The organism is Cupriavidus sp. 09_S30, assembly GCF_056930435.1.
On sequence record NZ_JBXOWI010000001.1, the window covers coordinates 2,217,285 to 2,240,742 of the forward strand.

Genomic DNA, 23,458 nt, shown 5'->3' on the forward strand with positions numbered 1-23,458 from the left:
CGCCGGTCACCAGCCGGCCAGCGCCTTGACCGCGGCCTCGCGCACCTGTTCGAGCACGCCCTCGCGCCATTCGTCGGTATCGCCGTAGAAGGCGCGCCACATGGCCTGGTGGATCAGCTGGCGCTGCCCCTCGTCGGCTTCCGGATGCTGGTGCAGCCAGTGGTCTCCGCGCAGGGCATCCAGCACGTCGCCGACCGGCAGCGTGCCGAACTCCAGCGCGATGCCGGCGAAGTCGATGGCGGGCAGGGTTTCGGGCACGGCCAGCCAGGCCATGCCCGTGAGGCTGGCGGACGTCGAGGAGCCGTCGTAGATCGAGGTCACCGCGCTGCCCCAGATGGCCTGGGTCCGTGCAAGCTGGCGCGCCTGGTCCGGTCCCATGTAGATCGGCTCGCCGTAGCCCCAGGGACCGAGCCCGGTATGGATGTCCAGCCAGCGCAGGCTGTCGCGGCCGGCGCCGAAGCGTGCCAGCAGCCGGCGCAAGGTGTAGTTGCTCCAGCTAGCCTTCTGCCCGCCGAAGAACAAGCCGTCCGGAAATGCGTACTGCCCGGCGCTGACGGCGGCCTGGTACCAGGCCAGCCCCTTCTCGGCCACCGTCTTCAGCAGCCTGCATTCGTCCTCCTGCGAGGCGGGCCAGCGCGCCGGCAACAGCAGGGGCGCCAATTCCGCATAGGCTGCGTTGTCGGGCAACGGCTTGCTGAAATCCATGAAGTTGCGATTCAGGTCGACGTTGTCCTCGTTGACTCTGCGCAGGTGCGAAAAGCCGTAGGGATTGAGCGCATGCACCAGCAGCAGCGCCGCATCCGCCGCACGCACCTGCGCTAGCAGCGCGGCGTCGCGCAGCAGGGCGATCTGCGCGCCCGATCCACAGAAGCCTTCCACCCCGTGCATGCCCGATGTCACCAGCAGGCAGTGCCGCGCCGACTCAGCGCCGGCCCAGGCCGCATCGATGGCCAGGTCCTCGCCCTCGGCACCGATCCGCGTCGGGTGCGGAAAGGTCGACACCTGTGCGCCGGCATCCCGCGCGGCGTCGAGGAACTTCTGCCGGGCTTCGGCATAGCTGCGCGAGAAGGCTGACATGGTGTCGGCGGGCGAGTGGGAACGCTTCATTAGACGCCAATTCAGACGCCGATTCCACCGCGCCCCCTTCCCCCCGCACCTCCGGCCTGCGGGGCCGGCCCGGGCATTGCGCGCCGCGCGGGCGCCGTCAGAAATCCGGCAGCCGGGCTTGCGCGGCGCGCGGTTCAGGAGCGAGGAAGGCGGCCGGGTGCAGCGCCAGCCCGCCGCTCTCGATCTGCGCTGGTGTCAGCATCAGGTGGCGCGCCAGCCAGTCCTCCAGCCCGCGCAGGAAGCGCTGCTCCGAAAGGCTGCGCGATTGCGCCATGCGCCACAGCAGCTTGGTATGCGCGGTGTAGACATCCAGCAGGTTGACGCTCTTCAGCTTGTACGGCGTGGTAGGACTGCTCTCGATGGCAAGGATGCGGCCGACCTGCGCCGCCGTGAGCCGGCCGCTGCGCTGGTAGGCGGCATACAACTCTTCGAGCGGCGCAAAGCGTACCGTCGGCTGCACTCTCGGCACCGCCGCCACTTTTTCCACGCGCAGCACCAGGTAGCGCAAGGCGAGCGCGTGGCGGCGCGCCTCCTCCTGCAAAGCGGTCCGGGAAGCCGCCCTGGCCCGCGCGCGCGGCGCCCCGGCGGCCGGCGCCAGGCCACCGCCGCCCGTTCCAGGCCCGGCCGCCTCCGGCAGCAGCGTAGCCGGCTGCCGGCCGGCGTCCCGCTCGGTATAGTCCGGCACCAGCATCAACGCGGCAGGATCGGCCAGTACTGCACGCGCGCAGGCCTCGCCGAAGGGGTGTTCGAGGCCCTGCTCATCGCACAGGATATAGGCCTGGCCGTTGCCGAAGCCGTGGTGCTCCGCCTGTGCGGTGTGCTCGTGGCAGCGCGTGGCCGGGTCGACGAAATCCTTGCGCACGGCGGTCCAGCCGCCTGCTTTGACTGCATTCATGGTTCGGGGTGGTGCACGTATTGCGGGTGATACCGGTAGCGCGGACGTGCCGGACCGCGCCGGCCGCACGCCAAGCCGCTATTTTCCACCATCGGGGCGCCGAACCGCCTACTTCATCGCCTACGTCATCGCCTACTTCAGCATGAAGGACATCGCGGACAGGCAATTGAGCATGCGCACGGCCGACTGCGCCGAATCCGCCTCGAACGAGAGCGTCACGCCGTCCTCGCGCTCCAGCGCGGGCCATTGGCAGAACAGGTCCGCATGCGCGGGCGTCTGGGTCTGCAGCCGGCACCGCAGCGGCCCGGCCAGCCGCCACGGACGCGCCTCGCGCTGCGTCGCCGTGCCGGCCAGCCGCACCGCCGCCTCGGCGCCTTCCGCAATGGCCGTGCGCGCCGCCGCGGGCGACAAGGTCGTGCCGCTGCCCTGTCCCTGCGCCACCTTGGTCTGCACATAGCGGACCCAGGGCATCAGCGCAAGAGTCTCGGCCACGAACACGTCGTCGCCGCTGGCCATCAGTACAGGCACGCCGAGTTCACCGGCCAGCGCGCCGTACAGGCCCGCTTCGCCCAGTTCCTGGCCGCCCAGCCACACGCGCGCAAAGGCGCTGCTGTTGATGGTGTGCGCCAGGATGCCCCGCCCCTGCGCCCGGCCGTGGTAGCCGACCATAAGGACACCATCGCAGCCCTGCTCGAGGCCCGACATCATGCCCAGGTAGCGCGGCTTGCCCAGCACCAGCCGGGCGCGCGGATCGAGCTGGTCCGGCAGCAGGTTGCGGAAGCCGCCATGCGAATCGTTGACCAGCACCTCCGTGGCGCCGCCGGCGAAGGCGCCCTGCACGGCGGCATTGGCCTCGCCGGTCATCCAGGCGCGCGCACGCTCGTATTCGCCGTTGCCGGGACGGGTCTGCTCCGCGTGGAATACGCCCGCCACGCCCTCGATATCGGTGGAAACCAGGATCTTCATGCGATCTATCCATGCCGCGCATGCAAGCGCAGCGGCAGTTCAGGCATCAGCGTGCGCAGCGCCAGGCGGCGGTGGCCGTCGCGCCCGCTGACATCCTCGGCGCGCCACAGCGCATGCAGGATGGCCTGCTCCACCGCATCGGCGGCGGCCTGGAACAGCGGGTCGAGCCGCGTCTCGTGCAGCATGGCCACCGCGGGCATCGGCGCTTGCGCGTCGTGCGGCACGGTGTAGGCGGTGGTGAAGGCCAGCGCGATGTCGCCCGAGCCGTGCCCGAACACCGAGCCTGTGCGCGCCAGTCCTGCGCCGGCACGCAGGGACAGGCGGCGCAGCTGGCGCGCATCGAGCGGCGCGTCGGTGGCGAGCACCATGATGATGGATCCCTTCTCCGGCCCGCTCGCAGACGTACTCTCCGGCCCCTTCGCAACGTCGCCGGCCCGCGCCTGCAGGCGCAGCGCGAGCGCCTCGCCAACGCGCAAGCCGTCGATGCACAGCGACGGCAACGTGCCGAAGTTCGCCTGCACCAATGCCCCCAGGTGATAGCCGCCGACCCGGCGCGACGCCGAGCCGATGCCGCCCTTGATGCCGAATGCGGATACGCCGCGCCCCGCCCCCACCGCCCCCTGGACAAACCCTGTGCCGGCCGCGGCGCAAGCCTCAGCGTAATGGGCTGCCTGCACGGGCATTGCCTGGATGTCATTCAGGTAGCCATCGTTGCATTCGAACACCAGCGGATTGACGGTCGGCCAAGCGCGGCCGATCTCGGGGTTGGCGGCGATGGCGGCGCGTATCTGCGCCTGGGCCAGCGCCCCCACCGCAAAGGTATTGGACAGCGAGATCGGCGTTTCCAGCACGCCCAGTTCGTCGAGCTGGACCAGCCCGACGCTCTTGCCGAAGCCGTTGAGCACCGTGGCGGCAGCGGGCACCTTGTCGGTATAGAGATTGCCGCTGTGCGGCTGCACCACGGTGACACCGCTCTGGACGCTACCGTCGGCCAGCGTGCAATGCCCGACGGCCACGCCCGGCACGTCGGCGATGCTGTCGAGCGCGCCCGCCGGCAGCGTGCCGACGTGGCACAGCGCATCGCCGTTCTGCAGGGCGGACATCATCGGCGGTCGATCTTCGGGTCGAGCGCGTCGCGCAGCCCGTCGCCCAGCAGGTTGAAGGCCAGCACGGTCAGGAAGATGGCCAGGCTGGGGAAGAGCGCCACATGCGGCGCGGTGGCCATGTCGGCACGCGCCTCGTTGAGCATCGCCCCCCACTCCGGCGTGGGCGGCTGCGCGCCCAGGCCGAGAAAGGACAGGCTCGCGGCAGTGATGATCGAGGTGCCGATGCGCATAGAGAAATAGACCACGATGGACGAGATCGTGCCGGGTAGGATATGGCGCATCAGGATGGTCCAGTCGGAGGCGCCGATGCTGCGCGCGGCCTCGACATAGGTCAGGTGCTTGAGCATCAGCGTATTGCCGCGCACCAGCCGGGCAAAGGCCGGGATGCTGAAGATGGCCACGGCGAAGATCACGTTGGCCATGCCGTTGCCGAGGATGGCGACGATGCCGATCGCCAGCAGGATGCCCGGAAAGGCGAACAGCACGTCGCAGATGCGCATCACGATGCGGTCCCACCAGCCTTCGTAGTAGCCGGCGAAGAGGCCCAGCACCGTGCCGATCACCGCGCCGATGACGACCGAGAAGAAGCCCGCCGCCAGCGAAATGCGGGAGCCCGCCAGGATGCGGCTGAAGATATCGCGCCCGAGCGAATCGACGCCGAACCAGTGCGCGGCGGAGGGGCCGGCATTGAGCGCGTCGTAGTCGAAGTAGTTCTCCGGATCGAAGGGCACCAGGTGCGGCGCGAGAATCGCCACCGCCACCAGCAGCAGCACGAACACCCCCGCCCCGAGGGCCAGGTGCTGCTTGCGGAATTTGCGCCAGAACTCCGACCAAGGGGTGCGCACGGGCTCCCGGGAAGAGTCGAGCGTGGCGGCGCTGCCGCCGGCGGGCGTGGAAGACTGGTTCATGCCGGCCTCTCTTACTTGTAGCGGATGGCAGGATTGATGATGGTGTAGAGCACGTCGACCACCAGGTTGATGAGAATGAACTCGAGCGAGAACAGCAGCACTTCGGCCTGGATCACCGGGTAGTCGCGCATCTCGACGGCATCGACCAGGAGCCGGCCCAGGCCGGGCCAGTTGAAGACCTTCTCCACCACGATGGAGCCGCCCAGCAGGAAGCCGAACTGCAGGCCCATCATGGTCACCACCGGGATCATGGCGTTGCGCAGGCAGTGCTTGGCCACCACCACCCACTCGCCCACGCCTTTGGCACGCGCGGTGCGCACGAAATCCTCGTGCAGCACCTCGACGAAGGAGGCCCGGGTGAAGCGCGCCATCACCGCCGCCACGGCCGCCCCCAGCGTGATGGACGGCAGGATGTAATGCCGCCAGCTATCGGCGCCGATCGACGGCAGCCAGCCCAGTTGCACCGAGAACACTTCCATCAGCAGCATGCCCAGTGCGAAGGCCGGGAAGGAGATGCCCGACACCGCCAGCGTCATGCCGAGGCGGTCCGGCCATCGGTTGCGCCATACCGCCGAGGAGATCCCGATCACCATGCCGAACACGACCGCCCACACCATCGAAGCCAGGGTCAGGTACAGGGTGGGCATGAAGCGCTCGGCGATCTCATCGCTGACCGGCCGCTTGCTGCGCAGCGAATTGCCGAATTCCCAGCGCAGGGCGTGCGAGAAGAACTGCACGAACTGCTGTGGCAGTGGCTTGTCCAGGCCGAGATCGCGCCGCACCAGCTCCACCGTGTCCTGGTCCGCCTCGGGGCCGGCCGCGAGCCGTGCCGGGTCACCCGGCAGCAGGTGCACGAACAGGAATACCAGCGAGGCCACGATCAGCAAGGTCGGGATCACGCCCAGCAATCGTTTGAGGAAGTAGTTCAGCATGGCAACACCGCAAGGAAAAGGCCTCGGGCCGTGCAAGTCAGGCCGCGCGCCGCGCCGGCCCCGCGGCCGGCGGCGCGCACGGCATCAGTGCTTGATGTCGATCTCATCGAAGTTGAACGAGCCATCGGGCATCACGTAGGCGCCCGACAAGCGCTTGGCGCGCGCGTACAACACCTTCTCCGTCACCAGGAAGGCCCAGGGCGCGTCCTTCCAGATGCGCTCCTGCGCGTCCTTGTACAGCTTGGACTTTTCGCCGCGGTCCGTGGTGCGCAGTGCGGCGGCGATATCGTCGTCGACCTGCGCGTTCTTGTAGTAGGCGGTGTTCAGCAGCTTGGGCGGCATCGACTCCGAGGCCAGCAGCGGGCGCAGCGCCCAGTCGGATTCGCCGGTCGACGAGGACCAGCCGGTGTAGTAGATGCGCACGCCGGCGTCTTCCGGCTTCTGCACGCTCTCCACGCGCTCCACGCGCTGGCCGGCCTCGAGAGCCTGCACCTGCGCCTTGATGCCGACCTGCTGCAGCTGCTGCTGCACGAACTGGATCACCTTCTGCGCGGTGGTGTGGTTGTAGGCTGACCACAGCGTGGTCTCGAAGCCGTTCGGATAGCCGGCTTCCTTCAGCAAGGCGCGCGCCTTGGTCGGGTCATAGGGCCACGGGCCCAGCTTCTCGGCATAGTCGACGCCGTGCGGCACCACGCCGTCGGACGGCACGGCATAGCCGGCGAAGGCCACCTTGGCCAGCGCGTCCTTGTTGATCGCGTAGTTGATCGCCTGGCGCACCTTGGGATCATTGAACGGCTTGACCATGGTGTTCAGGCTCAGGTAGCGCTGGATGATGGACGGCGCGGCGATCAGGTCGACCTTGGCGCTGTTCTTCAGCACATCGGCCTGCTCGAAGGGAATGCTGAAGGCAAAGTCCGCCTCACCGGTCTGCATGACCGCCGCGCGGGTATTGTTGTCGACCACCGGCTTCCAGGTGATGGTGTCGATCTTGGGGTAGCCGGTGCGCCAGTAGCCGGCGAATTTCTTGCCCTTCAGGTAGTCGGTCTGCTTCCACTCGACGAACTCGAACGGGCCCGTGCCGACCGGATGGAAGGCGATCTCCTTGCCGTACTTGTGCAGCGCCGCGGGCGAGATCATGACCGCCGAGGGGTGGGCCAGCACGTTGATGAAGGGCGAGAACGGCTCCTTCAGCGTGACCTTCACCGTGCTCGGATCGATCACCTCGGTCTTGGCGACCCGGTTGAACAGCGTGTAGCGCTTCAGCTTGTTGGCGGGGTTGGTCACCCGGTCCAGGTTGGCCTTGACCGCGGCCGCGTCGAAGGTGGTGCCGTCATGGAACTTGATGCCCTTCTTCAGCTTGATGGTGTAGGTCAGGCCGTCCTTGCTGACCTCGTAGCCATCGGCCAGCACGTTGACCAGCTTCATGTCCTTGTCGAAGCCGAACAGGCCCTGGTAGAAGGACTTGGCCGCAGCCTGGGACAGAGTGTCGTTGGCATCGTACGGGTCGAGCGTGGTGAAGGTGGAACTCACCGCCATCACGGCATCCTTGGCGGCAAAGGCCGGGCCTGCACCAAACGCAGCCAGCGCGGCCAGCGCCAGGCCGCCGCTGATGAGCCCGGACGGGGCCAGTCGGATCATGTTCATGGACTCTCCTTGGTGGATACGCTGGGCAGTGCGCCGGTAACAGGACGGTGCAGCGGCCCGGGGCTGTGGCATGGGTAAGGCAGCATCAATAGGCACCGCCGATCGCATGGCGGGCGACGAAATGGCGCGAGGCGGCATCGCCCACCGCGACCAGGGGCTCCACCCGCGGCTCATCGCCGAGCGCGCGGATGGGGCTTGGAATTTCCTCGGTCAGCGGCTCACGTTTGAGGTGGCGGCGCGCCGGGTCCGCGACCGGCACAGCGGCCATCAGCTTCTTCGTATAGGGGTGCTGCGGGTTCTCGAAAATGGCGCGGCGCGGGCCGATCTCGACGATCTGGCCCAGGTACATCACGGCCACGCGATGGCTGACCCGCTCCACCACGGCCATGTCGTGGGAAATGAACAGGAAGGCGATGCCCATCTCGCGCTGCAGGTCCAGCATCAGGTTGACGATCTGGGCCTGGATGGAGACGTCCAGCGCCGACACCGACTCGTCGGCGACCGCCACCTTGGGGTTCAGCGCCAGCGCGCGCGCGATGCAGATGCGTTGCCGCTGCCCGCCCGAGAACTCGTGCGGATAACGCGCCGCATGGTCGGCGGGCAGGCCCACCTTCTCCAGCAGCCACGCCACGCGCTGCTCGGCTTCCTTGCCGCTCGCGGCCTTGTGCACCAGGAGCGGTTCCATGATCGAATAGCCGATCGGGACGCGCGGATCCAGCGAGGCGAACGGGTCCTGGAAGATGAACTGGATATTCCGGCGCAGAGCCTGCAGCGCACCGCCGCGCAGGCTGCTGATGTCCTGGCCATCGAACTCGATGCTGCCGCTCTGGCTTTCGACCAGGCGCAGCAGCGAGCGGCCGGTGGTGGACTTGCCGCAGCCGGATTCGCCCACCAGGGCCAGCGTCTCGCCTGGGTAGAGATCGAAGCTGACCTTCTCCACGGCATGCACGCGGCGCTGCACGCGGCCGAGGATGCCGCCCGGCACGTCGAAGCGCGTCACCAGGTCGCGCACCCGCAGGATCGGGCGGGCCCCGGCGGGCACCGTATCCTGCGGCGCCGGCTCGACCGGCCTGGTGTCCTGGTCCAGCTGCACTAGCGGAAACTTGGCGGGGCAGTCCGTTCCGTGCATCGCGCCGAGCCGGGGCACGGCCGACAGCAGCGCGCGGGTATAGGGGTGCGCCGGAGCGGCGAAGACCTGCTCCGAGGTGCCTTCCTCGACCTTCTCGCCGCGGTACATGACCAGCACGCGGTCGGCCACCTCGGCCACCACGCCCATATCGTGGGTGATGAAGACCACCGCCATGTTCATCTCGTCCTGTAGCTTGCGGATCAGCTGCAGGATCTCCGCCTGGATGGTGACGTCCAGCGCGGTGGTGGGCTCGTCGGCGATCAGCAGCGCGGGCTTGCACGACAGCGCCATGGCAATCATCACGCGCTGGCGCATGCCGCCGGAAAGCTGGTGCGGATAGCGGTCCAGCACGCGGCGCGCCTCGGGGATGCGCACCCTCTCCAGCATGTGCAGCGCCTCGGCGCGCGCGGCCGCGCGGCCCTTGCCCTGGTGCAGGCGGATCGACTCGGCGATCTGCTCGCCAACGGGGAACACCGGGTTGAGCGAGGTCATCGGCTCCTGGAAGATCATCGCCACGTCCGCGCCGCGCACGCCGCGCATGGCATCGGCGCCGGCGCTCGCAAGTTCCAGGACCTGGCCGTTGCGCCTGCGCAGTGCGATGCTGCCGCCGACGATCTTGCCGCCGCCATGCTCCACCAGCCGCATCACCGCCAGCGAGGTCACTGACTTGCCCGAGCCGGACTCGCCCACCACCGCCAGGGTCTCGCCCCGGTCGACGTGGAAAGACAGGTTGCGCACGGCCTCCACGGTGCGTTCCGAGGTGGAGAAGCGCACGGTCAGGCCTTGCACGTCCACCACGCGCTGCGGCGGCAGCGCGATGGCAGCGGGCGGGTTGTGGGAGGGGGTTGCAGCCATGGTAGCCCTCAATACTGGGTTGTCGCCGGCAGATTCCCGGGCGATGCCGGATCGGAATGCGACGCTAGCCGTAGATCCATACGTTGGCAGGCTCGCCTGGGCGGGCGAAGCCGCGGTACATGCCCTCGGTGTTGAAGGGCAAGGTGACATTGCCCGCACGATCCACCGCGACCAGTCCGCCACGGCCCTGGATGGCCGGCAGCTTCTCCATCACCACCCGGCGCGCCGCTTCTTCCAGCGACAGTCCTGCGTAGCGCATGCGCGCGGACACGTCGTACGCGGCCACGGCACGGATGAACATCTCGCCGGTCCCCGTGGTCGACACGGCGACCAGGTCGTCGGCATAGCAGCCGGCACCGATGATCGGCGAGTCGCCGACTCTTCCGGCCTGCTTGTTGGTCATGCCGCCGGTGGACGTGGCCGCAGCCAGCCGGCCCTGCGCATCGCAGGCGACCGCGCCGACGGTACCGAACTTGGTGTCCGGATCGATCGGTGCTGCGGCCGGTGCAGCGACAGATTCCGCGGCCAGTGCCGCGGCGTCGTGATCCAGCAGCACGCGGCCCGGCGCCATCCCCGGGGTCATGCCGGTGCCGGCCAGCGCGCGCTGCCATTGCTCATAGCGCGCCTGCGTGTAGTAATACTCGGGGCCGACCAGTTCCAGGCCCTGTGCCTCGGCAAAGGCCTCCGCGCCATCGCCGGCGAACAGCACATGCTCGCTCTTCTCCATCACCGCGCGCGCGGCCAGCACAGGGTTGCGCACCCGCCTGACACAGGCCACCGCGCCAGCGCCCAGGGTGGCACCGTCCATGACGGCGGCGTCCAGTTCATAGGTGCCAGCGTGAGTCAGCACCGAACCGTGCCCGGCGTTGAACAAGGGGCAGTCCTCAAGCAGGCGCACGGCCTCCGTGGCGGCGTCGAGCGCGCTGCCGCCCGCGGCCAGCACGCGCTGGCCGGCCTGCAGCACACCGTGCAACGCGGCGGTATATTCGGCTTCCTTGGCCGGATCCATGGCGGCACGGCTGATGGTGCCGGCCCCGCCGTGGATGGCGATCACGGGAGTGGTCATTCGGTTCACGATGCGTCCGGAGATGGTTTCTTGCGGCGCACGCGGATGCCGGCCGGCTCAGCCGCCCCCGCCGTGCCCGCCGTACGTGCGGCAGTGGTGCCAGGCTCAACGCCATTGCGTGTGTCGCCGCCGGAACCGGCGGGCGCACCGTGCAGCCACGGCAGCAGGAATTCGGTCATGTCCGCGGCCGACTTGACCGTGTGCTCGGCGCGATGGGCGACGGCGCCGCACAGCGCCTCGACCAGGGCCAGCACGGCGGCGTCGGAGTTGGCCGACAACTGGCGGCCGGTCTGCGCGTAGAGAGCGATGTCCGCCAGAGGTGCCAGCGGCGAGGTGGGCCCGTCGGTGAGCGCCAGGATTCGGCAGCCCTGGGCGTGCGCGCGGCGGGCGATGGCGACGGTATCCGCCACATAGCGCGGGAAGCCGATCACGATCAACAGGTCCTGCCGGTTCAGCTTGTACAACTGGCGCGCGGCCGTCGACGCGCCCCCCGCGCCCGACACCGAGATCACCGTGCGGCAGGACACGTCGAGCCCGTGCTGCAGCAGGCCGGCGAGGAAGCCGCTGGCACCGAAGCCGACCACGAATATGCGCTCGGCCCCGACGATGGCCTGCACCGCGCGCTCGCAGGCCTCGGCATCGAGCGTGCGGCGGGTCGCTTCCAGGTTGCGCATGTCGGCCTCCAGCGAAGCAGCGAACACCTCCGCGGCCGTGGCCGGCCGCTCCAGTTCAGTGCGCAGGCTCTCGACCGGGGCCAGGGTCGCCTCGAAGCCGCGCACCAGTTCGGCGCGGAACTGCGGATAGCCCTCGAAGCCCAGCGCCCGGGCGAATCGGTTCGCGGTGGCCACCGAAACCGCCACGGCATCCGCGAATTCGTCGATCCGCATGGTGGCAGCCCGAAACGGATTGGCCTGCACGTAGCTGGCCATGCGCCGGTGCGCCGGCGTCAACGCAGGCAGGGCGCGCGCGATGCGCGCGGCGATGTTGGGACCGCCGGCGCCGTCTGGCCCGGGACTGGGGCTCGACTGGCCTGGCTGACCTGGCTGGCTTGGTGTCTCGTCGGACATGCGTGCATGGCTATGCAGACGCGACAGCGCCGTGGAGTGGTTCACGAGGCCCGCATCGATGTAAATGAATTTACACACAAGATGCGCGCCAGAAAATAGAGTTTTACGAGAGGGCGGGTATTCCCCAGCATCGCCCCCCTCAACGCCCCAGCCCACCGCAGCCCGCCGCAGCAGCGATGCCCAGGCTCCGGCCCGCAGCGGCTACAATGCCGGGTTATCCCTGCCAGCGGCCGGCCTCGGCACTGGCGTGCGCACCTGCGCACTTCCCCAAACGCCCCCAGGCCGCGCGGCGCGCCTGCCGCGGGGCCCTTGCATTGCATCCTGTCGTGATCCGAATCGACCAGCTAGTCCTCCAGCGCGGCACCAAGGTGCTGTTCGACCATAGCAGCGTGACCCTGAACCCCGGCGAACGCGCCGGCCTGGTCGGCGCCAACGGCAGCGGCAAGTCCACGCTGTTCGCGCTGCTGCGCGGGGAACTGCACCCCGACGGCGGCGAGCTGGCCATCCCGCCCACCTGGCGCATCGCCCACGTCGCACAGGAAACGCCCGCGGTGCAGCGCAGCGCGCTGGACTACACCATCGACGGCGACACCCGCCTGCGCGAGATCGAAGCGCGCATCGCGGCGGCGCAGGCGAGCGGCGACGGCTCCGCCGAAGCGGAAGGGCACGCCGCCTATGCCGACGCCGACGGCTATACCGCCGCCGCGCGCGCCGAGACCCTGCTGCTCGGCCTGGGCTTCACACTGGCCCAGGTCACCCAGCCGGTGGCCGACTTCTCCGGCGGCTGGCGCATGCGCCTGAACCTGGCGCAGGCGCTGATGTGCCCGTCCGACCTGCTGCTGCTCGACGAACCGACCAACCACCTGGACCTGGACGCCATCGTCTGGCTCGAAGACTGGCTGGCGCGCTACCCGGGCACGCTGGTGATGATCTCGCACGACCGCGAATTCCTCGACGCGATCTGCAACGTCACCGTGCACATCGAGAGCCAGCAGCTCAAGCGCTACGGCGGCAACTACACCTTCTTCGAGACGCAGCGCCTGCAGCAGATGGCGCAGCAGCAGGCCGCCTATGCGCGCCAGCAGAAGCAGATCGCCCACCTCGAGTCCTTCATCACCCGCTTCAAGGCCAAGGCCACCAAGGCGCGCCAGGCGCAGAGCCGGGTCAAGGCGCTGGAAAAGATGGAGCGGCTGGCGCCGGTGCATGCCGCGGCGGGCTTCTCCTTCGAGTTCCGCGAGCCGGATTCCGCACCCAATCCGATGATGGTGCTGGACACGGTGGACTGCGGCTACCCGCCGGCAGACGGCAGCGATACGCCCAAGGTCATCCTGCGCAGGCTGATGCTGTCGATCCAGAACGGCCAGCGCATCGGCCTGCTGGGCGCCAATGGCCAGGGCAAGTCCACCCTGGTCAAGACGCTGGCCGGCAGCCAGGAGGCGCTGGCGGGCACGCTGCGGCTGGGCAAGGGGCTGCAGATCGGCTACTTCGCCCAGCACCAGCTAGAGACCCTGCGCGACCACGACTCGCCGCTGCAGCACCTGGCCCGCCTGGCGCCGGACACGCGCGAGCAGGAGCTGCGCGACTTCCTCGGCAGCTTCAATTTCCGTGGCGACATGGCCACTGCGCCGATCGAACCATTCTCCGGCGGCGAGAAGGCGCGGCTGGCGCTGGCGCTGATCGTCTGGCAGAAGCCCAATCTGCTGCTGCTCGACGAACCGACCAACCACCTGGACCTGGACACCCGCGAGGCGCTGACTCTAGCGCTGGCGCAGTTCGAGGGCACGCTGATCGTGGTCTCGCACGACCGGCACCTGCTGCGCGCCACCACCGACCAGTTCATGCTGGTCGCCGAGGGCACGCTCAAGCCCTTCGACGGCGACCTCGACGACTACCGCGACTGGCTGCTGCAGCAGGCCGCCGCCAAGCGCAACGCCGCCCTGCCCGAGCGCCAGGCGGCCGAGGGCGAGGCCGCGCCCGCCGCGCTGAACCGCAAGGACCAGCGCCGCGCCGAAGCCGACGAACGCCAACGCCTGGCGCAATTGCGCAAGCCGCTGACCAAGGAACTGGAGAAGGTTGAGAAACGCATGGCCGAACTGCAGCAGGCCAAGGTGGAGATCGACGGCTTCATGGCCGACGAAAACAGCTATGCGGAAGCCAACAAGCCGCAGTTGATGACGATGCTCAAGCGCCAGAGCGAGGTCGAGGGCGAACTCGGCACGCTCGAGGAGCGCTGGCTGGAACTGCAGGAGCAGATCGAGCAGATTGCCTGACCGCAGGCGCGGGCGGCGTCGGGGCCCGCTCGCCGCGCGGGGGGCGCCGCCCGGCGCAGGACCCGCGCTGGAGCGGCGGGAGAGTCAGCGGAAGTTCAGCGGAAATTCTTCTCCCGGCGGATCAGCCCGACCGCCAGCGTCAGCGTCAGCACGAACAGCCAGATCAGAGACCATGCCGGGATCGACAGCCCGAGGATGGGCGGCAGCGGCGCCGTGCACAGGCCGTCCGAGTAGAACACCTGCGGCAGCAGCTTGGCAGTGGGCAGCGCATTGACCCAGTTCTCCAGCGGATCGATGCCGCAGGTAGCCTTGGGATTGAGCAGCAGCGAGACGTGGTAACCGGCCACCGCGATGCCGGCCACGCCCGACAGCATGCCCAGCCCCTGCCACAGCGTGCGCGTGTTCTGCGCCGCCGCGGCAAGCAGCGAGAAGCAGCCGATGCCAACGAAGGCGAATCGCTGCATCACGCACAGCGGACAGGGCTGGTAACCATCGACGTGCTGCAGGTACAGCGCATAGCCGACCAGCCCGAAGGAAATCGCGGCGATCAGCAGGAAGTAGGCGCGAGAATTGGCTTGCATGGAAAATAAAGAGGAAATCAAACAAGGCGCGTGAATCGAGCCAAGCGGGCCGCGCGGGCCGAACCGGCCGCATGCGCATCAAGCGCATTATTACCGATTTTCGTGACGCGACGCCGCCGCCATTGCACAGTGTGCAAGTCTGGCTTGCAGTGGATCGACGCAGGCGGCACCCATGCCGCGGTGCGTGCGCGAGCCGGCGCGGCAACCGGCCTTGCCGACGCTACCGCGCGTTACCAGCATCAAGGCCCGGCCCGGCGTGCTCCTGCACCCCCGTCCGGCGCGGCGCCCTGCCCCGCCATCCACTCCATCCATTCGCCGCGCGTGATGCGGTAAAGACAATGCCGCCGCAGCGGGCTGCCCTCGGCCAGCGCCGGATGATCGAAATCCTCGCCGCTATCCGTCATGCCGATACGCCGCATCACCTGGCGCGAGCGCAGGTTGGCCAGCACCGTGAAAGAGACGATGCGGTCGAGGCCAAGCATGTCGAATCCCGCCTGCAACGCAACGCCCGCGGCCTCGCTGGCATAGCCTTGACCCCAGTGGGGGCGCGACAGGCGCCAGCCTACTTCCACGCAGGGTGAGCACGGCAGTTCGGGCGCCGGCACGTGCAGGCCGACCATGCCGACGAAGGCGCCGTCTTCGCGCCGCTCCACCGCCCAGAAGCCCCAGCCCCGTGCGGCGATCAGGTCGCGGCAGCGCGCCAGCATGGCATCGCTGGCCGCGCGTGTCAGCGGCGCCGGGAAGTACCGCATCACCTCGGGGTCGGCATTGAGCGCGGCAAAGGGGGCAGCGTCGCCGTCGCGCCACTGCCGCAGCCGCAGCCGCTCGCTCTGCGGCTCGAGCAGCGCCGGCAGCACGGGGACGGCGAAGGACCCGGCAGCTTCCCCGCTCATTCCAGATGGCGCACGCGGTCGATGGCCTGCTCGATGCGCTCCACCGCGATCACCTCGAGGCCGTCGATCGCCTGGCGCGGCGCGTTGGCCTTGGGAATCACGGCCTGGGTGAAGCCGAGCTTGGCGGCCTCCTTGAGCCGCTCCTGCCCGCGCGGGCTGGGCCGGATCTCGCCGGCCAGGCCGACTTCCCCGAACACCACCAGGCCGCGCGGCAGCGGCTTGTTGCGCATCGAGGAATGGATGGACAGCAGCACGGCCAGGTCGGCCGCCGGCTCGGTGATCTTGACCCCGCCTACGGCGTTCAGGAACACGTCCTGGTCGAAGCAGGCGATGCCGGCGTGCCGGTGCAGCACCGCCAGCAGCAGCGCCAGCCGGTTCTGCTCCAGCCCCACCGCCAGCCGGCGCGGGTTGGGCACGTGCGCGGTATCGACCAGCGCCTGGATCTCGACCAGCAGCGGCCGCGTGCCCTCCTGCGTCACCAGCACACAGGAGCCGGGCACGGTCTGCTCATGCTGCGACAGGAACAGCGCCGACGGATTGCTGACCCCGCGCAGGCCGCGCTCGGTCATGGCGAACACGCCCAGCTCGTTGACCGCGCCGAAGCGGTTCTTGAAGGCACGGATCAGGCGGTGCGAGGAATGGGTATCGCCCTCGAAATAGAGCACGGTATCGACGATGTGCTCCAGCACTCTCGGCCCCGCCAGGCTGCCCTCCTTGGTCACGTGGCCCACCAGGATGATGGTGGTGCCGCTGCTCTTGGCGATGCGCGTGAGCTGCGCCGCGCACTCGCGCACCTGGGCCACCGAGCCCGGCGCCGAGGTCAGGGCCTCGGAATACAGGGTCTGGATGGAGTCGATCACCGCCACCTCGGGCCGCTCCGCCTCCAGTGTGGCCTGGATCTTCTCCAGCTGGATCTCGGCCAGCAGGCCGAGCGCCGGGCTCTCCACGCCCAGCCGCTGCGCGCGCAGCGCGATCTGGGCGCCCGACTCTTCGCCGCTCACATAGAGCACGGGCCGCTGCGCGGCGAGATTGGCCAGCGCCTGCAGCAGCAGGGTCGACTTGCCGATGCCGGGATCGCCGCCGATCAGCACCACGCCGCCGGCCACCAGGCCGCCGCCGAGCACGCGGTCGAATTCGTCGATGCCGCTGGAGAAGCGCGGCACGTCGGCCGCCTCGATGTCGGCGAGCTTGCGCACCTGGGCCGAGACGGCCAGCGGCTGGAAGCGCTTGGCGGCCGGGCTTTCCGCCACGCTCTCCACCAGCGTGTTCCATTGCTGGCAGTGCGGGCACTGGCCCTGCCAGCGCGGCGCGGTGCCGCCGCATTCGGTGCAGGTATAGACGGTCTTGATCTTGGCCAAATCGGCAGTCCTTGCTGTAGCGTGCGGCCGCGCGGCAGACCGGCCGCACGGGCGGCGGCCCGGGCCGGCAGGTGCGACAGGCTGGCGCGGCCGGCAGTCAATCAGTGATCGTTGGATGGCAGCCGGCGCGTGGCCGGCGGCGCTCAGCCCGCGGCGGCGGCGTCCTCGGCCGGCGCGGTCAGCATGGCAACCGTGGTCGGCACGCGCGGGGCGAGTGCGCACATCAGCTCATAGCCGATCGTACCGCTGGCTTCCGCCACGTCGTCGATCGGCAGCCCCTGGCCCCACAACGTGACCGGCGAGCCGACTCTTGCCTTGGGACAGGGGGTCAGGTCGACGCTCATCATGTCCATGGAAACGCGGCCGACCAGCCGCGTGCGCACGCCGTCGACCAGCACGGGCGCCGGCTTGTCGCCCCAACCTGCAGCGTGGCGCGGATAGCCGTCGGCATAGCCGCAAGCCACCACGCCGATGCGCATCGGCTTCTCGGCCGTGTACAGCGAGCCATAGCCCACCGTATCGCCGGGCTGCAGGTCCTGCACCGCGATCAGCTCGCTTTGCAGGGACATGGCTGGCTGCAGGCCCAAGCTCGCGACGTCGGCCTCGCGGCCCGTCGGCGAGCCGCCGTACAGCACCACACCCGGGCGCACCCAGGCACGGTGCGCCTTCGGATGCCACAGCGTGGCGGCCGAGTTGGACAAGCTGGCCTCGCCGGGCAGGTTGGCGGTGGTGGCGTCGAAGACGGCCAGCTGGTGCTCGATGCCGCGCGGGCCGTCGGCGTCGGAGAAATGCGTCATATGGACGATGGTGCCCACGCCCGACAGCGTACGCGCGCGTTCCCAGGCCCCGCGGTACTGGTCGGGCAGGAAGCCCAGCCGGTTCATGCCGGTGTTGAGCTTCAGGTGCACCGCCAGCGGTCCCTTGGGCCGGGCCAGCTCCAGCATGCGCATCTGTTCTTCGCAATGCACGACGGAAGTCAGGCGGTACTGCTCCAGCAGCGGCACATCCTGCGGCTGGAAGATTCCCTCTAGCAGCAGGATGGGGCCCTGCCAGCCGAGGTCGCGCAGCAGCACGGCCTCATCCAGGTCCAGCAGGCCGAAGCCGTCGGCGGCACGCAGGCCGGCGAAGGCGCGGCGGATGCCGTGGCCGTAGGCGTTGGCCTTGACCACCGCCCAGAGGCGCGAAGTGGGCGCGCTGCGGCGCACCACCTCGAGATTGTTGGCAAGCGCAGGTTGATGGATGACTGCGTGAATGGGTCTTGGCATGGAATCGGGCTACTCAAGCGGAGAAGGCGGCACAAACTGCCGCCTTTGTGATCTCACTGCGACCAGATGGCGTCCGGCCATGCACCAGATCGGGGAATACCCGGTCGGCGCGCAACGCCTCTCGGGCGTTCACAGGCGATATTTGAACACATCCAGGGCACAGCACCGGGAATCGAATTGCAATCGCGTGGTCCAACTGGCCTCGTGCCGATGCGCCGAAATGTCTTATTTTCATGATATAAAGCCGGACGCTCCGGCCATGTTTCACTTCTGATGCAAAGTCGATGACGACAAGACGGACACAACGGCGGCGGCCAGCCGCCGTACACACGCATCACTTTGACACGCCGGTGTCGCCGGGTTCCCTGCCGGCGGCACCGATTGTCGCGGGGGCGCCGGCAAGCGGCGTAAGCGGGATAGCGAAAGAAAGCGAGAGCAGCCATGGAGACACAGTCCACAGTATGAAGAAGGGTTTTTACACCATCATGGCCGCGCAGTTCTTCTCTTCGCTGGCCGACAACGCACTGCTGATCGCCGCCATTGCCCTTCTTGCCGAACTCCACTCGCCGCAGTGGATGACGCCGCTGCTCAAGCTGTTCTTCGTGCTGTCCTATGTCGTGCTGGCTGCCTTCGTCGGCGCCTTCGCCGACTCCATGCCCAAGGGCCGGGTGATGTTCATCACCAACGCGATCAAGATCGTGGGCTGCGCGATCATGATGTCCGGCCTGCACCCGCTGCTGGCTTACGGCATCGTCGGCTTCGGCGCCGCGGCGTATTCGCCCGCCAAGTACGGCATCCTGACCGAACTGCTGCCGGCCGAGAAACTGGTCGCGGCCAACGGCTGGATCGAGGGCCTGACGGTGGGCTCCATCATCCTCGGCACGGTGGTCGGCGGCGCACTGATCTCGGTGCACGTGTCGCGCCTGCTGCTGAGCATCGACATCCCCTTCATCGACACCGGCATCACCACGCCGGCCGAGGCCGCCATGGTGGTGATCATGCTGTTCTACGTGGTCGCCACCATCTTCAACCTCTTCATCCCGGACACCGGCGCGCGCTACCCCCAACAGGAAAAGAATCCGATCAAGCTGATCGCCGAGTTCGGCGACTGCTTCACCACCCTGTGGCGCGACAAGCTGGGCCAGATCAGCCTGGCGGTGACCACGCTGTTCTGGGGAGCGGGCGCGACGCTGCAGTTCATCGTACTGAAGTGGGCAGAAAAGTCACTCGGGCTGAACCTGTCGCAAGGGGCCCTGCTGCAGGCGGTGGTGGCCGTTGGCGTGGCCGCTGGTGCCATTCTGGCCGCGGTGCGCATACCGCTGCGCAAATCGCTGTCGGTGCTGCCCTTCGGCGTGGCGATGGGAGCGGTGCTGATGCTGATGGCGTTCTACACCAAGGACGCAGTGCCGGCCCTCACCCTCAGCCTGGCGGGCATGCACATGCCGCTGCACATGCTGATCGCCTATGTGTTCCTGATGGTGGTCGGTGGCATGTCGGGCTATTTCGTCGTACCGATGAACGCCCTGCTGCAGCACCGCGGGCACGTACTGCTGTCGGCAGGCCATTCGATCGCCGTGCAGAACTTCAATGAGAATGTGTCGGTGCTGCTGATGCTGTGCCTGTACGCCCTGCTGGTCAAATTCAATGTGCCCATCGGCGTGGTCATCATCGCTTTCGGCACCTTCGTCTGCGCCACCATGCTGCTGGTGATGCGGCTGCACCAATACAATGTGCGTACGTTCGACTCCCTGGCGATGATCTGGGAAGACAAGCACCACTGAGCAGCATCACTGAGTCGCGCCACTGATCCGCGCGGGGCGATCCGCCCCGGCCGGGTCTGCGGCAGGCCGGCCTGCCGCGGCGTGGGCGCTCAGTCCCGCTCAGTCCGATGGCGCGACATCGGCAGCCAAGACACCGCTGGTGCCGTTGCAGTTGCCGTTGCCGTTGTCGCCCTCCGCCTCTTCGGCAGCCTCCCCGCCATTTGTACCCTGGGTGCCCTGCGAGCCTTGCGCTTCGCCTGTGCGCACCCTGGCGCGCTGCTCCCAGTCGGGCGGCACTACAAATCCCCGTGACACTTCGCGCCACATCCCGGGCGCCCCCGGTCCGGCCGGCTCCATCTCACACACCATGACGGGCGATTCGCGCCGCCAGTGCCGGTCATCGCGCGGATCGGCGAAGCGTGCGGCCAGCCCGGCCTGCAGCGTGGCCGCGTCCTCGGTCTGCTGCGCCGGGACCAGGGCACCCGACAGCCAGCGCGAGCGTGGCAGGCGACACCAGCGCACACCGCCGCGACCCGCTGCCCACGCCGACCACGACGGCAGCGTCGACCACCAGCCGCGCTGGTGGTCCGGGGCGAAACCCGCGCCCTCCAGCCAGTCTGGCTGCCGACCGTCGCGGTAGAACAGCCAGCCCAGCAGGTAGGCCTCGCTGCGCGCCGGCGACTGCCCGAGCAGCCCCAGCGCCTCCGGCGAGTGGCCGAGCGGCAACTGGCGGCGCACGATATGGTCGAGCTTGTCGGCCAGACGGTCGACCAGGTTCGGGCCGACGAAGCTGCGCAGGCGGGCCGCCTCGCGGGCTTCCGCGCCCACGCCGCCGGCGCCGCTTTGCGGCGCAGCCGGCTCCACCAGCAGGTAGAACTTTGCCGCCATCTCCCAGTGGACCAAGGCGCCGTCGGACAGGTCGCGCCAGACGAAGTCCAGCTCCCCCAGCGTCTGCACGCCGCGCGGCGAGGTGCGGCGTACCGGCAGGTTGGCCGCGATCAGCTCCAGGCCCGCGCAGCGTTCCAGCGCGAAGTGGAGCAGACGCTCGGCATGGCGGCCCAGCCGCAGGCTGCGGCCATCGCGTTCGCCGGCAGCCAGTTCGTCGACGGTGGGTGGGAGACCGTCCGGGTCGGCGGCCTGCAGCCAGTGTTCCCAGGCTGCCTGCGACCGGGCAGGCCAACGCGCGGGCACGGCGCCGGCCGGATTCCCCGGCGCGATGCTGGCGGCCGGCAGCCTTGCCAGCAAGGGGGGCGACAGCGTGCACCAGGCCAGGTCGCGCAGCCGCTGCGAGGCGGCTGCGCGCCACAGCGGCGCGCGCGCAGGCGTGCCGCCGGCGGCTAGCGGCGCGTCAACCCTCGGCTCCCGCATGGCCGTGTACCTCGCGCGCCAGGCAGAGGTCGTCCCAGGCGCGCGCCTTATCGGCGGGCGTGCGCAGCAGGTAGGCGGGGTGGTAGGTCACCACCACGGGAATGCCCTCGTAGCTGTGCACACTGCCGCGCAGCTTGCTGATGGGCGCGGTGGTGCGCAGCAGGCTCTGCGCGGCAATGCGGCCGAGCACCACGATCAGGCGAGGCCGCACCAGGGCGATCTGGCGCTTGAGGTAGGGTTCGCACTGCACCACTTCATCGGGCTCCGGATTGCGGTTGCCCGGCGGGCGGCACTTGAGCACATTGGCGATGAAGACATTGCGCCCGCGCGCCAGCCCCAGCGAGGCCAGCATATTGTCCAGCAGCTTGCCCGCCTGGCCGACGAAGGGCTCGCCTTGCTTGTCTTCGTTCTCGCCGGGCGCCTCGCCGACCAGCATCCACTCGGCCTGCCGATCGCCCACGCCAAAGACTGTCTGCGTGCGCGTGCTGCACAGCTTGCACGCCGTGCAGGCCGATACCTGGGTCTCCAGCGCCGACCAGTCGAGCGCGGCAATGCCCGCCGCGCGTGCGGACAGCGCCCCTTCGGGCGCGGTTGCGCTGGCAGGCTCCGTCGGTGCCGGCACGCGCACCGGCCGCTCGGGTGAGGCTTCCGCCACCGGTGCGGGCGGCGCCTCGGCCACGGGCTGCCTTGCCGGGCTGGAGTCCGATTGCGCCGATTGTGCCGATTGTGCGGATCGGGCCTGCACCATCGGCGCCACCGGTGCGGCCGGCGCCTCCGACGCTGGCGGAACTGCCGGAGCCACTGGCGCATGCTGCGCCTGCAAGGCCGCGGCGGTCGCCGGCGGCACGGCCTCGTCGGTCGCGCCCCCGGCGCCGGGATCCTCGGCCGCCGGCGGCAAGGTGCGCGGCAGCCATTCGTGGGCGATGCCCAGGACCTCGAGGAAACGTGCGCGCCTGTCCGTCATGCCGCCTGCCCTCCCGTCCAGGCGCGCCGCAGCACCAGCGCGTCCTCGCGGCCCTTGCCCACCGCCGGGTAGTAGCCCTTGCGCCGGCCGATCTCGACGAATCCCGCCTCGCGATAGAGCGCCAGCGCGCCCCCATTGGACGGCCGCACTTCCAGCAGCATTGTATGCAGGTGATGGACCTCGGCCGTGGCCAGCGCCGCCGCCAGCAGCAGCCGGCCCAGACCCTGCCGCTGACGGGCCGGGTCCACCGTGATGTTCAGCAGGTGCATCTCGTCGACTACCGGCATCAGCACCGCATAGCCGGCCAGGGCGCCTGCCGCGTCGCGAAGTGTCAGGCCGAGATGGCCGGCCTTGACCGAGTTCTCGAAGTTGCCGCGGGTCCACGGATGGCTATAGGCACGCGCTTCGATCTCGGCCACGGCTTCCACGTCGAGCGCAGTCATGCGGGCCAGCGCCCAACCCGCCGGCATGGCTGGCATCTCGGGCAACTCCGGCCAGCCGCCGGCGCCCTCTGGCAAAGCGCCGCTCATGGCTTGTCTCCGCCGGCCGCCGCCGCACGCTGCGCGGCCACGGCCTCGCGCTCGGCGATGGTCTGCGCGACCTTGTCGCGCAGGTAGATCGGCATGGCCTCTGCCGCATCGACCGCCTCGCCGCGGGCCAGCGCGCCGAAGGCAAGCGCCGCGACGGCGCGCGCGTCCGGCATCGCATCCGGCGCCACCCGTGCTGCGCCGGCAAGGCCGGCCAGGCGCTCGCCGAACACCTCGGCTGCATTGCCGGCCAGCCAGTACGGCCCGGCGGGCAGCGCCACCGTTTCGGGCGGGCCGACCTGCATTGCGGTCTGCGCCTGCCAGCGCTCGTCGTGCCAGGTGAAGGCACCGGCATAGACCTCGTCCATGCGGGCATCGAGCGCGACCAGCACGGCCGTGCCGGCCGGCAGCGGCGGCCCTTCGCGCCGGGCGCGCTCGGCGCAGGCCATCAGGGTGTTGACGGGTACCACCGGCAGCCCGGCGCCGAAGGCCAGGCCCTGCGCCACGCCGCAAGCGGTGCGCAGTCCGGTGAAGGAACCGGGGCCGGCACCGAAGGCAATGGCTGCGCAATCGGCCAGCGCGATGCCGGCCTCGGCCAGCAGTTCGCCGGCGGCGGGCAGCACGCGCGAAGAGGAGCGTGCGCCGGTGTGTTCGTGGCGGGACAGGCACTCCAGCGTGCCGTCCGCGGCGAGGTGGCCGAGGGCCACCGAGCACCACTCAGTGGAGGTTTCAACTGCAAGGATCCAGGACATGGCGGGATTGTATCCGCTGTCGGCCCGCTTGCCGCATCCGCGCGC

The 23,458-nt window shown here is 69.3% G+C and carries 20 protein-coding genes; 2 read left to right on the forward strand and 18 right to left on the reverse strand.

The genetic code is table 11. The features are described 5' to 3' along the window. Positions 1 to 6 precede the first annotated feature (6 nt). The 10 genes from AC1Z3O_RS10525 to AC1Z3O_RS10570 form a co-directional block, all read right to left on the reverse strand. A complete protein-coding gene (locus AC1Z3O_RS10525; protein WP_483517575.1) occupies positions 7 to 1,077 on the reverse strand; it encodes a M14 family metallopeptidase in 1,071 nt (356 codons plus the stop codon). Between the two features lie 127 nt (positions 1,078 to 1,204). Then, entirely contained in the window at positions 1,205 to 2,002 is a 798-nt protein-coding gene (locus AC1Z3O_RS10530; protein ID WP_483515666.1) for a hypothetical protein, read from the reverse strand. A gap of 132 nt (positions 2,003 to 2,134) precedes the next feature. Further along, entirely contained in the window at positions 2,135 to 2,968 is an 834-nt protein-coding gene (locus AC1Z3O_RS10535) for a M55 family metallopeptidase (RefSeq protein WP_483515667.1), read from the reverse strand. A gap of 5 nt (positions 2,969 to 2,973) precedes the next feature. Continuing rightward, a complete protein-coding gene (locus AC1Z3O_RS10540; RefSeq protein WP_483515668.1) occupies positions 2,974 to 4,074 on the reverse strand; it encodes a DmpA family aminopeptidase in 1,101 nt (366 codons plus the stop codon). Continuing rightward, on the reverse strand, positions 4,071 to 4,982 hold the full coding sequence (gene gsiD / locus AC1Z3O_RS10545; RefSeq protein WP_483515669.1) for a glutathione ABC transporter permease GsiD: 912 nt from the start codon (positions 4,980 to 4,982) through the stop codon (positions 4,071 to 4,073). Before gsiD ends, AC1Z3O_RS10540 begins: the two co-directional genes overlap by 4 nt. Positions 4,983 to 4,993: 11 nt before the next feature. Beyond that, positions 4,994 to 5,914, reverse strand: a complete 921-nt coding sequence (gene gsiC / locus AC1Z3O_RS10550) for a glutathione ABC transporter permease GsiC (RefSeq protein WP_483515670.1) — start codon at positions 5,912 to 5,914, stop codon at positions 4,994 to 4,996. A gap of 84 nt (positions 5,915 to 5,998) precedes the next feature. Continuing rightward, positions 5,999 to 7,558, reverse strand: a complete 1,560-nt coding sequence (gene gsiB / locus AC1Z3O_RS10555) for a glutathione ABC transporter substrate-binding protein GsiB (RefSeq protein WP_483515671.1) — start codon at positions 7,556 to 7,558, stop codon at positions 5,999 to 6,001. An 85-nt stretch (positions 7,559 to 7,643) separates the two neighbouring features. Next, positions 7,644 to 9,542: a dipeptide ABC transporter ATP-binding protein gene (locus AC1Z3O_RS10560; protein ID WP_483515672.1), complete on the reverse strand. Its 1,899-nt coding sequence runs from the start codon at positions 9,540 to 9,542 to the stop codon at positions 7,644 to 7,646. Positions 9,543 to 9,606: 64 nt separating this feature from the next. Beyond that, on the reverse strand, positions 9,607 to 10,608 hold the full coding sequence (locus tag AC1Z3O_RS10565; protein WP_483515673.1) for an isoaspartyl peptidase/L-asparaginase family protein: 1,002 nt from the start codon (positions 10,606 to 10,608) through the stop codon (positions 9,607 to 9,609). Between the two features lie 5 nt (positions 10,609 to 10,613). Beyond that, complete coding sequence (locus AC1Z3O_RS10570; RefSeq protein WP_483517576.1) at positions 10,614 to 11,675, reverse strand: MurR/RpiR family transcriptional regulator; 1,062 nt, start codon at positions 11,673 to 11,675, stop codon at positions 10,614 to 10,616. A gap of 326 nt (positions 11,676 to 12,001) precedes the next feature. Between AC1Z3O_RS10570 and AC1Z3O_RS10575 the strand changes: the two genes are divergently transcribed. After that, a complete protein-coding gene (locus tag AC1Z3O_RS10575; RefSeq protein WP_483515674.1) occupies positions 12,002 to 13,945 on the forward strand; it encodes an ATP-binding cassette domain-containing protein in 1,944 nt (647 codons plus the stop codon). A gap of 95 nt (positions 13,946 to 14,040) precedes the next feature. On the opposite strand, the gene AC1Z3O_RS10580 is transcribed toward AC1Z3O_RS10575, so the two are convergent. The 4 genes from AC1Z3O_RS10580 to alr form a co-directional block, all read right to left on the reverse strand. After that, positions 14,041 to 14,526: a disulfide bond formation protein B gene (locus tag AC1Z3O_RS10580; RefSeq protein ID WP_483515675.1), complete on the reverse strand. Its 486-nt coding sequence runs from the start codon at positions 14,524 to 14,526 to the stop codon at positions 14,041 to 14,043. A gap of 239 nt (positions 14,527 to 14,765) precedes the next feature. Next, a complete protein-coding gene (locus tag AC1Z3O_RS10585; RefSeq protein WP_483515676.1) occupies positions 14,766 to 15,419 on the reverse strand; it encodes a GNAT family N-acetyltransferase in 654 nt (217 codons plus the stop codon). Then, on the reverse strand, positions 15,416 to 16,777 hold the full coding sequence (radA, locus tag AC1Z3O_RS10590) for a DNA repair protein RadA (protein ID WP_483515677.1): 1,362 nt from the start codon (positions 16,775 to 16,777) through the stop codon (positions 15,416 to 15,418). The genes AC1Z3O_RS10585 and radA overlap by 4 nt, the downstream gene beginning before the upstream one ends. Positions 16,778 to 16,920: 143 nt before the next feature. Next, on the reverse strand, positions 16,921 to 18,042 hold the full coding sequence (alr, locus tag AC1Z3O_RS10595) for an alanine racemase (RefSeq protein ID WP_483515678.1): 1,122 nt from the start codon (positions 18,040 to 18,042) through the stop codon (positions 16,921 to 16,923). Positions 18,043 to 18,503: 461 nt separating this feature from the next. On the opposite strand from alr, the gene lplT reads away from it, so the two are divergent. Then, a complete protein-coding gene (gene lplT, locus AC1Z3O_RS10600; RefSeq protein ID WP_483515679.1) occupies positions 18,504 to 19,823 on the forward strand; it encodes a lysophospholipid transporter LplT in 1,320 nt (439 codons plus the stop codon). A 99-nt stretch (positions 19,824 to 19,922) separates the two neighbouring features. On the opposite strand, the gene AC1Z3O_RS10605 is transcribed toward lplT, so the two are convergent. Genes AC1Z3O_RS10605 through tsaB form a run of 4 tightly spaced genes read right to left on the reverse strand, consistent with a single transcriptional unit; the run spans position 19,923 to position 23,413 of the window. Further along, on the reverse strand, positions 19,923 to 21,170 hold the full coding sequence (locus tag AC1Z3O_RS10605; protein ID WP_483515680.1) for a DUF1853 family protein: 1,248 nt from the start codon (positions 21,168 to 21,170) through the stop codon (positions 19,923 to 19,925). After that, on the reverse strand, positions 21,151 to 22,134 hold the full coding sequence (locus AC1Z3O_RS10610) for a uracil-DNA glycosylase (RefSeq protein ID WP_483515681.1): 984 nt from the start codon (positions 22,132 to 22,134) through the stop codon (positions 21,151 to 21,153). Before AC1Z3O_RS10610 ends, AC1Z3O_RS10605 begins: the two co-directional genes overlap by 20 nt. Further along, positions 22,131 to 22,664 carry a ribosomal protein S18-alanine N-acetyltransferase gene (gene rimI, locus AC1Z3O_RS10615; protein ID WP_483515682.1) on the reverse strand — a complete coding sequence of 178 codons (534 nt, stop codon included), beginning with the start codon at positions 22,662 to 22,664 and terminating at the stop codon, positions 22,131 to 22,133. Before rimI ends, AC1Z3O_RS10610 begins: the two co-directional genes overlap by 4 nt. Further along, a complete protein-coding gene (gene tsaB, locus AC1Z3O_RS10620; protein WP_483515683.1) occupies positions 22,661 to 23,413 on the reverse strand; it encodes a tRNA (adenosine(37)-N6)-threonylcarbamoyltransferase complex dimerization subunit type 1 TsaB in 753 nt (250 codons plus the stop codon). The genes rimI and tsaB overlap by 4 nt, the downstream gene beginning before the upstream one ends. Positions 23,414 to 23,458: the final 45 nt, after the last annotated feature.

Excerpts from the sequence above, each read along its gene's own strand:
- AC1Z3O_RS10525 (WP_483517575.1), bottom strand. The coding sequence starts at position 1,077 with ATGTCAGCCTTCTCGCGCAGCTATGCCGAAGCCCGGCAGAAGTTCCTC.
- AC1Z3O_RS10530 (WP_483515666.1), bottom strand. The coding sequence starts at position 2,002 with ATGAATGCAGTCAAAGCAGGCGGCTGGACCGCCGTGCGCAAGGATTTC.
- AC1Z3O_RS10535 (WP_483515667.1), bottom strand. The coding sequence starts at position 2,968 with ATGAAGATCCTGGTTTCCACCGATATCGAGGGCGTGGCGGGCGTATTC.
- AC1Z3O_RS10540 (WP_483515668.1), bottom strand. The coding sequence starts at position 4,074 with ATGATGTCCGCCCTGCAGAACGGCGATGCGCTGTGCCACGTCGGCACG.
- gsiD (WP_483515669.1), bottom strand. The coding sequence starts at position 4,982 with ATGAACCAGTCTTCCACGCCCGCCGGCGGCAGCGCCGCCACGCTCGAC.
- gsiC (WP_483515670.1), bottom strand. The coding sequence starts at position 5,914 with ATGCTGAACTACTTCCTCAAACGATTGCTGGGCGTGATCCCGACCTTG.
- gsiB (WP_483515671.1), bottom strand. The coding sequence starts at position 7,558 with ATGAACATGATCCGACTGGCCCCGTCCGGGCTCATCAGCGGCGGCCTG.
- AC1Z3O_RS10560 (WP_483515672.1), bottom strand. The coding sequence starts at position 9,542 with ATGGCTGCAACCCCCTCCCACAACCCGCCCGCTGCCATCGCGCTGCCG.
- AC1Z3O_RS10565 (WP_483515673.1), bottom strand. The coding sequence starts at position 10,608 with ATGACCACTCCCGTGATCGCCATCCACGGCGGGGCCGGCACCATCAGC.
- AC1Z3O_RS10570 (WP_483517576.1), bottom strand. The coding sequence starts at position 11,675 with ATGTCCGACGAGACACCAAGCCAGCCAGGTCAGCCAGGCCAGTCGAGC.
- AC1Z3O_RS10580 (WP_483515675.1), bottom strand. The coding sequence starts at position 14,526 with ATGCAAGCCAATTCTCGCGCCTACTTCCTGCTGATCGCCGCGATTTCC.
- AC1Z3O_RS10585 (WP_483515676.1), bottom strand. The coding sequence starts at position 15,419 with ATGAGCGGGGAAGCTGCCGGGTCCTTCGCCGTCCCCGTGCTGCCGGCG.
- alr (WP_483515678.1), bottom strand. The coding sequence starts at position 18,042 with ATGCCAAGACCCATTCACGCAGTCATCCATCAACCTGCGCTTGCCAAC.
- lplT (WP_483515679.1), top strand. The coding sequence starts at position 18,504 with ATGAAGAAGGGTTTTTACACCATCATGGCCGCGCAGTTCTTCTCTTCG.
- AC1Z3O_RS10605 (WP_483515680.1), bottom strand. The coding sequence starts at position 21,170 with ATGCGGGAGCCGAGGGTTGACGCGCCGCTAGCCGCCGGCGGCACGCCT.
- AC1Z3O_RS10610 (WP_483515681.1), bottom strand. The coding sequence starts at position 22,134 with ATGACGGACAGGCGCGCACGTTTCCTCGAGGTCCTGGGCATCGCCCAC.
- rimI (WP_483515682.1), bottom strand. The coding sequence starts at position 22,664 with ATGAGCGGCGCTTTGCCAGAGGGCGCCGGCGGCTGGCCGGAGTTGCCC.
- tsaB (WP_483515683.1), bottom strand. The coding sequence starts at position 23,413 with ATGTCCTGGATCCTTGCAGTTGAAACCTCCACTGAGTGGTGCTCGGTG.